This is a genomic window from Streptomyces lavendulae subsp. lavendulae, assembly GCF_002803845.1.
Taxonomy (GTDB): Bacteria; Actinomycetota; Actinomycetes; order Streptomycetales; family Streptomycetaceae; genus Streptomyces; species Streptomyces lavendulae.
The window spans coordinates 4,765,849-4,778,285 of sequence record NZ_CP024985.1; the positions used below are offsets into that span (position 1 = coordinate 4,765,849).

Annotated in this window: 10 protein-coding genes; 3 read left to right on the top strand and 7 right to left on the bottom strand. The window is 73.2% G+C overall.

Features of this window, described 5'->3' with window-relative positions; genetic code table 11:
* Positions 1–3 precede the first annotated feature (3 nt).
* Positions 4–1,005: an SAM-dependent methyltransferase gene (locus SLAV_RS21055; RefSeq protein WP_030236903.1), complete on the top strand. Its 1,002-nt coding sequence runs from the start codon at positions 4–6 to the stop codon at positions 1,003–1,005.
* On the opposite strand, the gene SLAV_RS21060 is transcribed toward SLAV_RS21055, so the two are convergent.
* From SLAV_RS21060 to SLAV_RS21080, 5 genes are all read right to left on the bottom strand, one after another.
* Positions 1,002–2,099, bottom strand: coding sequence for an NlpC/P60 family protein (locus SLAV_RS21060; RefSeq protein WP_030236901.1), 1,098 nt, complete (start codon positions 2,097–2,099; stop codon positions 1,002–1,004). The two genes, SLAV_RS21055 and SLAV_RS21060, sit on opposite strands and share 4 nt — an antisense overlap.
* 44 nt (positions 2,100–2,143) lie before the next feature.
* On the bottom strand, positions 2,144–2,626 hold the full coding sequence (locus SLAV_RS21065) for a poly-gamma-glutamate biosynthesis protein PgsC/CapC (protein ID WP_030236898.1): 483 nt from the start codon (positions 2,624–2,626) through the stop codon (positions 2,144–2,146).
* Positions 2,623–4,311: a poly-gamma-glutamate synthase PgsB gene (gene pgsB, locus SLAV_RS21070; RefSeq protein WP_078950551.1), complete on the bottom strand. Its 1,689-nt coding sequence runs from the start codon at positions 4,309–4,311 to the stop codon at positions 2,623–2,625. Before pgsB ends, SLAV_RS21065 begins: the two co-directional genes overlap by 4 nt.
* A 6-nt stretch (positions 4,312–4,317) precedes the next feature.
* Entirely contained in the window at positions 4,318–6,558 is a 2,241-nt protein-coding gene (locus tag SLAV_RS21075) for a HAMP domain-containing protein (protein WP_030236893.1), read from the bottom strand.
* A 115-nt stretch (positions 6,559–6,673) separates the two neighbouring features.
* Positions 6,674–7,861, bottom strand: coding sequence for a CapA family protein (locus SLAV_RS21080; protein WP_037688088.1), 1,188 nt, complete (start codon positions 7,859–7,861; stop codon positions 6,674–6,676).
* Positions 7,862–8,106: 245 nt separating this feature from the next.
* On the opposite strand from SLAV_RS21080, the gene SLAV_RS21085 reads away from it, so the two are divergent.
* Positions 8,107–9,003, top strand: coding sequence for a hypothetical protein (locus tag SLAV_RS21085; protein ID WP_158740804.1), 897 nt, complete (start codon positions 8,107–8,109; stop codon positions 9,001–9,003).
* A gap of 45 nt (positions 9,004–9,048) precedes the next feature.
* Here the strand turns inward: SLAV_RS21085 and SLAV_RS21090 are convergent, their stop codons facing one another.
* Both SLAV_RS21090 and SLAV_RS21095 read right to left on the bottom strand, forming a co-directional pair.
* On the bottom strand, positions 9,049–10,602 hold the full coding sequence (locus SLAV_RS21090) for a M28 family metallopeptidase (protein ID WP_030236885.1): 1,554 nt from the start codon (positions 10,600–10,602) through the stop codon (positions 9,049–9,051).
* A 159-nt stretch (positions 10,603–10,761) separates the two neighbouring features.
* The gene (locus SLAV_RS21095; RefSeq protein ID WP_030236882.1) at positions 10,762–11,886 is read right to left on the bottom strand and encodes a DUF5937 family protein; all 1,125 of its coding nucleotides are present in this window, start codon (positions 11,884–11,886) and stop codon (positions 10,762–10,764) included.
* A 166-nt stretch (positions 11,887–12,052) separates the two neighbouring features.
* Between SLAV_RS21095 and SLAV_RS21100 the strand changes: the two genes are divergently transcribed.
* On the top strand, positions 12,053–12,262 hold the full coding sequence (locus SLAV_RS21100; RefSeq protein WP_030236880.1) for a hypothetical protein: 210 nt from the start codon (positions 12,053–12,055) through the stop codon (positions 12,260–12,262).
* Positions 12,263–12,437 lie beyond the last annotated feature (175 nt).

The following is a 12,437-nucleotide window of genomic DNA, read 5'->3' on the forward strand; positions in this document are numbered from 1 at the left end:
GGGATGAGCGCTCAGGGCGGAGTCAGGGGACCGGTCCGGTGGCGGCCCGCGATGGAGGCCGCGCTGTACGGTCCGGACGGCTTCTACGTGCGTCCGGGCGGTCCCGGGCCCGCCGGGCACTTCCGCACCTCCGTGCACGCCTCGCCCCGCTACGCGGGGGCCGTGGCCCGGCTGCTGCGCACCGTGGACGGGGCGCTCGGGCACCCGGAGCGGCTGGACCTGGTCGACGTCGGCGCGGGGCGCGGCGAGCTGCTGACCGGGGTGCTGGCGGCGCTGCCCCCGGAGGTGGCCGGACGGGTGCGGCCGTACGCGGTGGAGCGGGCGGAGCGGCCGCCGGGGCTGGACCCGCGGATCCGCTGGGCGGCGGAGCCCCCCGAGGGGACGACGGGCCTGCTGTTCGCCAACGAATGGCTGGACAACGTCCCCCTCGACGTGGCGGAGGACGGCCGCTACGTCCTGGTCGCCCCCGACGGTACGGAGACCCCCGGCGGCCCCCTCGACGCGGCGGACCGGGCCTGGCTGGAGCGGTGGTGGCCCGGCGCGGCGGCGGGCGAGGAAGGCCGGGCCGAGATCGGCCGGACCCGCGACGAGGCCTGGGCGGCGGCCGTCGCCACCCTGGAGCGGGGCTTGGCGGTGGCGGTGGACTACGCCCACACCCGCGCGGCCCGGCCCCCGTTCGGCACCCTGACCGGGTTCCGGGAGGGCAGGGAGGTACCGCCGGTCCCCGACGGCGGCTGCGACGTCACCGCGCACGTGGCGCTCGACGCCTGCGCGGGGCCGGGGGCGGCCCTGCTCACCCAGCGGGAGGCCCTGACCGCCCTCGGCGTCCCGTGCGGCCGCCCGCCGCTGGCCCTGGCCTCGACCGACCCGGCGGCGTACGTCCGGGCCCTGTCGGCGGCGGGCGAGGCGGCGGAGCTCACGGCCCGGGGCGGCCTGGGCGACTTCGGCTGGCTGGTGCAGCCGGTCGGGATCCCGCCGTGGCCGCCCGCGGCCGGGGGCCGTTAGAGCCGCTTCACGCTGCGCAGGGTGGTCGCGTAGTAGCCGTTGCCGTCGAGGCGCGAGGCGCCGCCCTTGTCGCCGATGGTCGGGCCGTTGGCCTCTTCGCGGCTGGAGATGAAGATGTTGTGGCCGTCGGAGTCCGTGCCCAGGTAGATGCCCGTGTGGTCGAGGCGGTCCTTGGTACGGGCGTCGAGCTTGAAGAACAGCAGGTCGCCCGGCTGGATCACGTCGATCGACGCGGGCCGGTGCTCCGGGCCGGTCCCCTTGAGCGGGATCACGTCCGCGCCCAGCGCGGAGCGGGCGATGCCGTTCGCGGTGCGCGGCAGGCCGGCGCCGGGGGTGTCGTCGGGCATCAGCGGGTAGCGGGCCCGGTAGCCGAAGACGGTGCGGACGAAGCCCGAGCAGTCGATCGCCCGGTAGCGGGCCGGCTGCGGCTGCTTGGTGACGCCGTTGCGGAAGGTGTAGGGCTTGCCGAGGTAGTCGTAGAAGTCGGACTGCTCCAGGCGCAGGTCGTTGCCCTCGGAACCGGTCGGGTTGAGCGGCCCGAAGGAGGCGTCGCCGGCGAAGGAGGTGCCCTGGGCGTCCTTCTTCACCGGGGCCTTGTCGACGTACTGGAAGGCGGTGGCGAAGATGTCGTCCTCGCTGCTCCCGTAGTACTTCTTGAACCAGTCCTTGAACCACTGCTGGTTCTCGGCGCCCGGCTTCCACGCCTCGGGCATCAGCCGGACCCAGTTCTCGGTGACGACCCGGGAGGTGGTGTTGGCGGGCTCGCTGAAGGTGCGGCTGGGGCCGGTGAGGGTGGCGGTGCGGGCGTTGTCGGTGAAGGTGGCGAGGACCTGTCCGCTGCCGTCGCGCAGCACCGACCGGGCGGGGCTCTGCAGGCGCTCCCACTTCTGGGCGCCGTTCGTGCCCGCCGTGACGCCGCCCGCGCCGTTGCGGTCCGCGACGACGCGCACGGCGGGGGTCTTGGCCTGCTCCTCGGTGCGCAGCGCGTAGGTGAAGTAGGCACTGCCGGCCAGCAGCGCGACCACGGTGACCGTGTGCAGCGCGGGGCGGGTGCCGCGGCTCTTCTTTTTCTTCTTCTTCGACGGGGCGGTCATGAGGGGGGCTCCGGGGCGGTGGGTGAGGGCGGCGTGGCGGGGCGTCAGGCGCTGGGCATGACGCCGAGCAGGATCCCGGCGGTCAGGACGACGTAGGTCATGAGCGTGGCGCTGCCGGTGGCGAGCAGGGTGGCGCCCTTGGGCTGGCGGACCAGCTGGTAGGCGATCAGGCCCGGGACGATGAAGCCGAGGGTCTGGTTCGCGTACAGGAGCGGGAACTCCATCTGGAGCACGATCACCACGGTGGCCTGGAGGAGGACGCCGATGAGGACGACGGCGGCGAAGAGGCGCTTGCCGTAGAGGATGACGAACTTCTGCGTGAGCAGGGTCAGGACGTACGTCATGACGGTGATGCCGACGACGAGGGCGGCGCGCTGGAGGTCCTCGATGAGGGTGAGCGCGAGCCAGCCCGGGGTGATCATGCCGCCGGGGGAGAGGTTGGTCGTGAGGTAGCAGAGCAGGGAGAACAGCAGGCCCAGCGCGATGCCGATCGCGGCGATCTCGGGGGTGAGGACGGCGGGGATCAACGGGGTTCTCCTGGGTGGACGTTCGGGGGGACCTGCTGCTGCGGCCAGGCCGGGACCGGCGTGGCGGCGCCGATGCCGAAGGGGTCGGGGGCGGGGCGCGGGGGCTGCGGCCGCCCGTGCGGGGCTCCTCCGGAGGGGGCGTGCGGAGGCTGCCCGGCGGGGGTGCCCGGGTACGGCTGCTGCGGGTACGGGCCTTGGGCGTGCGGCTGCTGCGGGTGGGGCTGCGGCGGGTATCCGGCACCCGGGTACGGGGGCTGCTGCGCGTGCGGGGTGCCCGGGTACGGGGCCTGGCCGACGCGGGCGTCCGCATACGGGTCCTGGCCGGCGGGGGTGCCCGGGTACGGGTGCTGCCCGGTGGGGGTGCCCGCGTACGGGTCCTGGCCGTAGGGGGCCTGGTCGTACGGGTCGCGGTCGTACGGGTCCTCCGCGTACGGGTCGAGCGGGCGGGTGAAGACGGGGGCCGGGTCCTGTGCCGGTTCCTCCGCGTCCCGGTCCGGCTCGGACTCGTCCGGCGGGAGTTCCGCGAGGTGCTCCAGCAGCACCTCGCCCTGCCCGTGGATGTTGCCGATGGCCACCAGCGAGGAGCTCGCCCCGAGGTGCCCCAGCAGTTCGTGCATGAACTCCTCGCCGTCGCGCTGGTCACCGCCGAGGTCCACGGCCCGGTCGCGCCACTCGGCCGGGATCGCGTCGATGGCGCTCTTCGCGGGGTGTCCGATCACGAACACCTTGTCCGGCTGGAGTTCGGGGACGATCGAGCCCATCTGGCCGTTGCGCTCGACCCGGTCGGGACGGCAGTTGATCACCACGTTCAGCGGGCGGTCCACCGCGCCCAGGTCCAGCAGCTGGTTGATGTTCATCAGCGTGGATTCGGGGTCGTTCGCCGCGAAGACGTTCGCGAAGCGCAGCCGCTTGCCGCCCGGGGCCTCGTACCGCTCGACCGACAGCACGCCCGGGTCCGGCGGCGCCTCGTACATGCCCTTCAGCGCCGTTTCCCGGTCGACGCCGAGGAGTCCGGCGACGGTGAGGGCGATCGCCACGTTCTCCTTGAAGGTGAACCAGCTGAACCCGCGCAGCTCCTCGTCCGAGACGGTGTCCGGGTCCGCGTAGACCAGCGTGCAGTCCCGGGCGTCGGCCTCCTCCTGGAGCACGTCGAACCGCTCCTTCTCGGCGGTGACGCAGATCCCGCCGTGCGGCATCGACCGCGACAGGGAGCGCGCGATGTCGTCGAGGGTCGGGCCCATCTCGGCGACGTGGTCCTCGCGGACGTTGCACAGGACGCCGATGGTCGACTGGATCAGCTTCGACTGGTTGATCTCCTGGAGTGCGGGCATGACCGCCATGCACTCCATGACCAGCGCGTCCGGCCGGTAGGCGGCGGCGCGCCGCACGATGCCGATCTGCTCGACGACGTTGGCGATGCCGAACTTGCGGTAGACCGGCTCCTCGGTGGCGTCGGGGTGGATGAACCGGGCCGCCGTGCCGGTGGTCTTGGCGACCGTCGTCAGGCCGCCGCCGCGCAGCGCGCCCGCGCACAGCCGGGTGATGGAGCTCTTGCCGCGGATGCCGTTGACCAGCACCCGGTTCGGTATCCGGTCCAGGTTGGAGAAGTGCCGGCGCTGCTCGACGATGCCCGCGACCAGCATGATCAGGCAGCAGACGAGCAGCACGCAGTAGAGGAAGAGCACGGGGGATCAGTTCTTTCCGGCCGGCGCGGACGGCTGTCCGGCGGCCTGCTTGCGCTGCTGCTGTCGCTGCTGGAGCTGCTGCCGGATGATCTCCAGGCTGCGGGTGACGGCTCCGACCTCGTCGTGGTGGCGCGGGTAGAGGACCGTGCGCCGGTCGCCGTCGGCGAGGGCCTCGGCGCGCCGGGCCAGTTCGCGCAGCGGCGCGATCACGATGATCTGGAGCCACCCCAGGCAGGCCGCGCCGACCGCGAAGCCGAGGAGCCCGGCGAGGACGGTGCGGTTCTGCAGGCTGTACTCCTGGATGGCCAGGCCCTTGGCGGACTGCCAGCTGACCACGGTCCACTTCAGGTCCCCGGCCGGGCCGCCGCCGGAGAAGGCCGCGGCGGCGGCGATGACGTGGTCGCCGCCGCTGCGGTAGAGGACGCTGCCGGGCCGCGGGGCCATGCCGACCTTGAGGGCGGAGCCGTCGACGAGGGCGTCGAGGCGGTCGTCGTCGAGCTTCTGGAAGGCGCGGTAGCCGCCGTTGGAGGCGATGATCCGGTGCTTGGAGTCGACGACGCGGATCTCACCGAGGCCGGGCCTCTTGAGGAGGGCGTTGAGGAAGTCGATGCGCAGCTCGCCGACGACGGCCGTGCCCGCCTTGCCGGGGACCGGCGCGGTCGCGACGACCACCGGGCTCTTGCCGCGGTCGTCGAGGGCCACCGGATCCTTGCGGGGGCCCTTGCCGTCGGCGGCCTTCGGGGTGCCGCCCGCCCGGGCGAGGATCTTGCCGGCCGGGTCCAGGACGTAGAGGGCCTGGTAGCGGGCGTGTTCGTCGGCGGTGCGCTCCAGGACCGCGGTCATGTGCTCGGGGGTGGTGTCGCCGTCCATCAGCGAGGCCACGGACAGCAGGTCGGCCTGGCCCTCGTTGAGGGCGCGGCGGACCCGGTCGTTGAGGGTGTCGGTGCGTTCGCGCTGGTCGTTGACCAGCTGCTGGGGTACGACGACGGCGTCCCCGGCCCGGTTGACGAGCAGGCCCAGCGGGACGCACCAGGCGAGGAGCAGGACCGCGCACAGGGCGAGGAGCGTACGGGCCCCCGTACGGCGCTTGTGGCGGGCGCGGGCGGCGGGCACGGCGGGGGTGCCGTTGCGCAGCTGGAGGCGCAGCCGTTCCAGGGCGGCGGCGATCCGGGCGGCCTCGGCGCCCCGGGGGACGGCGACGGGGCGGGTGAGGTTGCCCCGGGTGAGGCGGCGGCTGTCGAGGAAGAGGGCGAGCAGCGGGCGCTGCACGGTGGCGAGGAGCAGGGCCACGACGAGGGCGCCGACCAGGAGCAGCGCGCCGGCCAGGACCATTCCGGCGAAGGCGTCGGAGGTGCGGGCCGGGTTCTGAGGCACGTTGACCATGGCGACGACGGTGAGGTCGAGGCTGGTGGCGGTGGTGCCGGTGCCCGCCTCGGATCCGGCGAGGCCCGCGTATCCGGCGGCCGCGCGGTCCCCGCCGGACTCGCCGCCCAGCAGGCTGCCGCTGACCCCGGGGAAGCCGCCGGAGCCGGGTTCCTTGGCGGTGAGGGGGTTGGCGCGGGTCTTCTTCGCGGCGGTCCTGGCGAAGGAGGCCAGCTGCTTGGTGTCGCGTTTGACGTCGGCGCGCTGGTTCTCGGCGACCATTTCGGGCTGGGGGATGCCGTCGCTGCTGAGGACGGCGCCGTCGGAGCCGACGACGGCGATGGAGCGGAACCTGCCGAGGCTGATGCCGGGGAAGCGCAGGCTGCTGGAGGCCACCAGCAGTTGCTGGGGCTGGTCCTTCCAGTTGAGGAGGGAGAGGGTCAGCAGCCGGGTCTCGCCGCCGGGCATCCTGACCATGCGGGGGGCCAGGCCGGCGGCGCCGGAGAGCCTGGTGCGGTCGATGGCGGTCAGCGGGAGGTTCTCGCCGCGGGCGGCGAGCAGCCGGCCGGAGCCGATCTCGACGACGGCGGTGCCGCGCCACTTCTGGTAGACGCTGCCGATGCGGTCGAGGACGGCGTCGGGGGCGACGGGCTTGCCGGTGGAGAAGAGGGCGGCGGCCCGGTCGAGGTCGGTGACGCTCTCGTCCAGGGAGGCCCGCAGGGCGATCGCGCCGTCCTCGGCGAAGTGCTGCTGCGAGGTGAGCACGGCCTCGGGCAGCCGGTCCTCGTGGACGGTGCCGAGGCTGAACGCGGTGAATCCCGCCAGGGCGAGCAGCAGCACCGACAGCACGGTGATCGGGGGCCTGATGCCACCGAGGAGTGACATGTCGGCCCTGCGGCGGGCCTTGCGCCGCCGCGTGGTGCGCGAAGCGGCCACAGCGGGGTCCTTCCTGACGGGGAGGTGGGGGGAGGGGGAGCGGGGAGCGGGAGGGGCGTGCGGGTCAGTCCGGCAGGTCCCGCAGGGCGCTGAGGCCGTCCTCGGCGGCGCCGCGGTTGAGCAGGGTGCCCTGGGTGCGTTCGAAGGCCAGCCGGTAACGGGCGCGCTGCTCCGGCAGCAGCGCCGCGTCGCCGCGCAGGGCCTCGGCTACGTCGACCAGGCGGTGGGCGCGCACGGGCTGCGCGGCCGCGGCGCTCGCGCCGGGGGCGGGGTCCGGGCCGGGCGGGATGTCGGTGAAGGTGGGGGCGTAGCGGGCCCGCACGTCCCAGACGCCGCCGCGTTCGGTGAACTCGAACCAGCCGATGGCGCCCTCTTCGGTCAGTCCGCCGGGCACGTCGTGGCGGGCGAGCTGGTTGCCGAGCCCGTAGGCGATCCAGGTGCGGCCGATCTTCTCCATCGGCTGGACGACGTGACTGTGGTGGCCGATGACCAGGTTGATCCCGGTCTCGCGGGCGATCCGGCGGGCCAGGTCCAGCTGCTGGTTGCTGGGGTCGGGCTGGTGCTCGCGGCCCCAGTGGACGGAGAGGATGACCACGTCGGCGCCGGCTGCGCGGGCCTTCTTCTCGGCGGCGGCGATGGCCTTGAAGCTGGTCAGGTTGGCCAGCCAGGGCTTGTCCGGGGGGAGGTCGCGCCCGTTGAAGCCGAAGGCGAAGGAGATCTGGGCGACCTTGACGCCCTTGACGTCCAGGATCAGCGGGGTGTCGGCCTCGGCCTGGTTGCGGGCGGAGCCGGTGTGGCGCAGGCCTTCGCGGTCGAGGGTGTCGAGGGTGCGGTACACCCCTTCGGGGCCGTGGTCGAGGGTGTGGTTGGAGGCCGTCGAGCAGGTGTCGTAGCCGATGGCCTTGACCGTCTTGGCGATCTGCGGCGGGACGAGGAAGTCGGGGAAGGTCTGGAAAGGGCCCTCGGGGGTGCCGAGGACCGCCTCCATGTGGCAGATCCCGAGGTCGGCCCGGCTGATGACCGGTTTGACCCCCGCCATGATCCGGTCGAAGTCGTAGCCCGTGCGGCCGGCGGCCCGCGCGTCCTGGGCGGCCTGCTCGGTCAGCTGGGGGTGGATGAGGATGTCGCCCGCGGCCGCCACGGTGAAGGAGCGGCCCCCGCCCGTGCCCCCGCCCGTGCCGCCGCCGCTGCCCGCCGACGGGCCGTGCTCCGGGGTGCCGAGGAGCCCGCAGCCCGCGAGCGAGAGGCTCAGCAGGAGGGCGAGCAGCGCGGTGCGCTTCCGGGGGGAGGCCGGGCGGACGGGGACGGAATTCACTCAGCTATTTTCGGCCAGTGACGACTCCGAGATTCACAAAAAACGTAACGATTGTTGCGATCATGTGTGCAGCGATCATGCTTGGGGTCGCTTATGTCGCTTTCATGCCCTCTTATGTGTCCGAAAAGAGTGTTGAGCCTGCCCCTTCCCCTGTGGTCCCGGACACGGGCCTGCTGGAGAGGGTGACCCGATTCACCTCGGAATTCGGGGTGACGGGCGGCTATCGCGTACCGACACCGGCGGAGCGGGACGCCGTCATGGAAGGGGTATCAGCCCTTTTCGACGGGAATGTCGATAAAGCGCGTGCCCGCCTGGCCGACGTGGACTACCGGCTCGACACCTTCACCGACGGACCGGGCGGCCGCCGCTTCGCCGAGGTCGCCGACGCGGCCGCCCGCCCCGGATCCGCGAACCGCGGCTGGGGCCGCGTCTACGTCGACCTCGGCGCGCCCCCGCGCTGGTCGGTCCAGGTCCCGCACCCCATCGCCGACCAGGACACCGAACGCCTCGGCGCGCAGGTGCTGCGCGGCGCCCCCGGCGGGGTCATGGTCCTGGCCGGGGCCCACCGCAAGGCGGGCTCCGGCTCCGGCGCCGACGCGGGCGGGGCCGAGGAGGAGGACACCGCCGCCTCCGGGGACGTGGCCGACATGGCCCACCGCACCGACTCCGTCTTCCACGCCGTCGTCACCGAGCTCACCCGCCGCGGCCTGCCCGGCATCCAGCTCCACGGGTTCGCCGACTCCTCCGCCCCCGCCGCCGGGGCCGTCGTCTCCACCGGGTCCGGCACCACGGCCGCCGCCGACGCGCAGCGGCTCGCCGAGGGGCTGGAGGCCCGCGGGATCAAGCCGTGCCGGGCCTGGGCGGCGAGCTGCCGCCTCTCGGGGCGGGGCAACGAGCAGGGCCGGCTGGCCGTCGCGTACGGAACCCGCTTCCTCCACCTCGAACTGGCCCGCTCCGTCCGGTCCGACGCGGGCCGCCTCGCCGAGGTCGCCGGGGCGGTCGCGGCCGTCACCGGGGCGTGGGCCGGGGAGGGCGTGCGGGCCCCGGACGCGGCGGGGGCCGCCACCCCGACGGGATGACGGCCCCTGCTGCTGAACTCCTGCCGCTGCGCCGCGCCGTGCGGCCTACTGCGTGACCTCGTGGTCGTGGCCGGGGCGCAGACCGCCGCCGTTGCCCGAGCCGGTGCTCGGCTTGGGGGTGACCGGCTGCGTCAGCGGGGCCAGGTCGTAGGCGTAGTGGCCGACCGCGTTCGCGATGACGTCGACGTTGATGTCGAGCGCCTTCTGGTCGATGTTGGTGATGTCGTCGCCCTTGCCGTGGTAGTTCACGTCGTAGGCGACACCCGCCTGACCGCCGAACTTCGCGGCCTGCTCCGGGGTCTTGATGCCCTCGGCGCCCGTGTCCGTACCGCCGGAGGGGATACCGGCCTCGATGAACGGGCCGTAGTCCGAACGGCCGGTGAAGTCACTGCCCTCGTGCGGGATCTTCTGCCCGTCGAGGAAGTCGGTGATCTGCTTCTCCAGCTGCGCCGAACCCTCCGGGCCGGGGCCCGAGCCGACCTTGTCGGAGTCGTCGCCGTCGTAGACGAAGTAGGCGGCGTTCGGCGAGGCGATCATGTCGAAGTTCAGGTACAGCTTGATCTGCTTCTTCTGCTCCGGCGTCAGCGAGGCGACGTAGGCCTCCGAACCGAGCAGGCCGAACTCCTCCGCCGACCACCAGGCGAACTTGACCTTGTTCTTGATCTTCTTCTGCTCGCTCGCGAGCCGCTGCGCGACCTGGAGGATGCCCGCCGAGCCGGAGCCGTTGTCGTTGATGCCGGGACCGGCCGCGACCGAGTCCAGGTGCGCGCCGAGGAAGACGGTGTTGTTCTCGTCGCCGCCCTGGGTCTCCGCGACCACGTTGAAGGTCTTGCGGTTCTCGCGCAGCTCGCGGATGTCCAGGGTGAGCGAGACCGGGCCGGCCGCCGCCTCGGCGGCCAGCTTCTCGCCCTCCTCCTGGGAGACGCCGCCGGTGGGGACCTTGCCCGCGTTGGCGTCGCCGAGGGTGCCGTTCAGTGCGCCCGCCGTGTTGTTGTAGATGACCGCGCCCACCGCGCCGGCCGCCGCCGCGTTCGCCTGCTTCACCGCGAAGGTGCAGCCGCCGCGCTTGACCAGCGCGATCTTTCCGGTGAAGGTGCCGGGCGCGAAGTCGCCGGGCTCGCAGCCGTTGCTGCCGTCGGCGTCGACCGGGGCGACCGCGAGCTGCGCGGTGACGCCGTCCTGCGGTCCGCTGGCGGTGTACGTCATCAGCTTGATCGGGACGTCACGGCCGGCCGCGCCGTTGACCTTCAGCTTCTCGGAGATCGTCTCGACGTACACGAAGTCGAACTCGTTGCGCGTGACCTTGTACCCGGCGGCCTTCAGCACGGCCTCGACGTACTGGGCGGACTGGACGTGCCCCTTCGAACCGGCGACGCGGGTGCCCTTGTTGTAGTCGGCGATCGACTGGAGGACCTTCAGGTGGTTGTTGGCACCCTTGCCGGTCGCCTCCTTGACCAGCTTCCTGGCCAGCGCGTCACCCCTGGCGGCATCGCTCTGGGGGCTCGCGGTGGCGCCGGCCGGGCCGGCGAGGAGGAGCGGCGAGACGAGGGCCGCGGCCGCCAGTGCGGCGGTTGCTGCGGCTATACGGCGAGAGGGCATGAAGGTCCTTTCACGGCACGCGAGGCACTGGGGTGAGTGGTGGACGCACGTTAGGCATCAACAGACCCCTCTCGCCAGGGTTTTCACTGCTTCCGGTTTGTGAAATCCGCATATCGGTGACTCTGCGCCGACGGTTTCCGGCCACCGTCCGAAGAGTGGTCAGCGGAGAATGCCCTCGATGAAATCGGAACCTATTCGAGCGACCACGGACAGATCCAACTGATGCTGTACATAACGGCCTTGGCGCCGGGTGTGCAGCAGTCCGGCCTTCTTCAGCACCGCCAGGTGCCGCGACACCTCCGGCGGGGTGATCCCGTAGACCCGCGCCAGCTCGCTCGTCGTGTACGGGGCCCGCGCCAGGCTGCGGCACAGCATCATCCGCATCGGGTGCGCCAGCGCCTCCATCCGGCGCACGAGCAGCTCCACCGAGCCCGGTGCGGAGGCCAGTTCGGGCGAGTTCAGCGGATAGTGCACCACCGGACGCCAGCCGGGCGCGTGCAGCACCAGCAGGTGCGGCCAGCCGAAGTTCGTCGGCACGAACACCAGACCCGGACCGACCCGCGGATCGGTGGCCGTGGTCTGGCCGTGGACCATCTTGTCGGCGGTGACCGTGGTCAGCCCCTCGTCCACGCTCAGCGCCGCCGACACCTCCCGCAGCGCCGCCGGCAGCCCCTTGCGGCGCAGCAGCTCCGCCTTGTGCCGGGCGTCCGCCGTCTGCCGGGGCTCGATCCGCCGCCAGGTCTCGTCGAAGAAGGCCTCGCCGCAGTCCTCCAGGAGCCGGCGCAGCCACACCCGCACGGAATCGGTGTCGTCCAGCAGCCGGACCGAGAACTCCAGCTGGCGGGGACCGCGCGCGGCCGCCGCCTCCAGGGCCTTGGCCCGGGCGGCCGGGTCCTTCAGCGGGGAGGGCCCGCCGCCCTCGTTGTAGAGCGCGAGCCAGCAGTGCTCCAGGGCGGCCATCACGAACCGCTCGTCGTCCATCCGGTCCAGGACGTCGAGGTCCTCGGCCAGGGTCGCGCCGGGGCGGCCCGAACCGCCGGGGATCCCGGCGAACGGCATGAAGATGTCGGAGAACGAACTGCGCCACATGAAATCGGCCTCGATCAGCCGGTCCGCCAGGCAGGAGTCCAGCGAGGCCCTGGTGGCGCTCGTCCAGGAGTGGAGCTCCGGATGGTGCGCGGGCTGCGACAGCGCGTGCAGGGCCATGCAGAGCTCGGCCAGCGGAGCCGGCGCGAAGGAGATGCGCTCCGCGGGGAGCCCGGCGATGTCGATGGTGACGCTCATCGCCCCATTCTGGCCCCGGACGGGCCCGCGCGGGAGCCGGGGGCACACGCCTCGGCCCGGCCGTCCGGGCGACGGGCGAGGGGGCTCCGGCGCAGGTGGGAGGCCTCGATTGACGGGGAGCGTCAATCGTCGTGCGGGTTGCCGCCGACGGGGTGAGGGTGGACGCATGAGCGCCATCGAGCAGTACCTCGTCGACAGCTACCGGGCCGCCCAGCACGGCACCCCCCAGCCCCCGCCGCCGGGCCGGGACGACCTGGCCGTCCTGCGGTCCGTCCGTACCGAGGCCCGCTTCCGCGCCGTCCTCGACGGCCGCCCCGCCGCCCACCCCTGGCGCGCGGCCCTCCACCGCCTCCTGCACCCGGCACGCCCCTGCTGAGGCCCCACGGCCTCCACGGCCTCCACGGCCTCCACGGCCTCCACGGCCTCCACGGCCCCACGGCCTCCACGGCCTCCACGGCCTCCACGGCCCCACGGCCTCCACGGCCTCCACGGCCTCCACGGCCTCCACGGCCTCCACGGCCTCCACGGCCTCCACGGCCCCACGGCCTCCA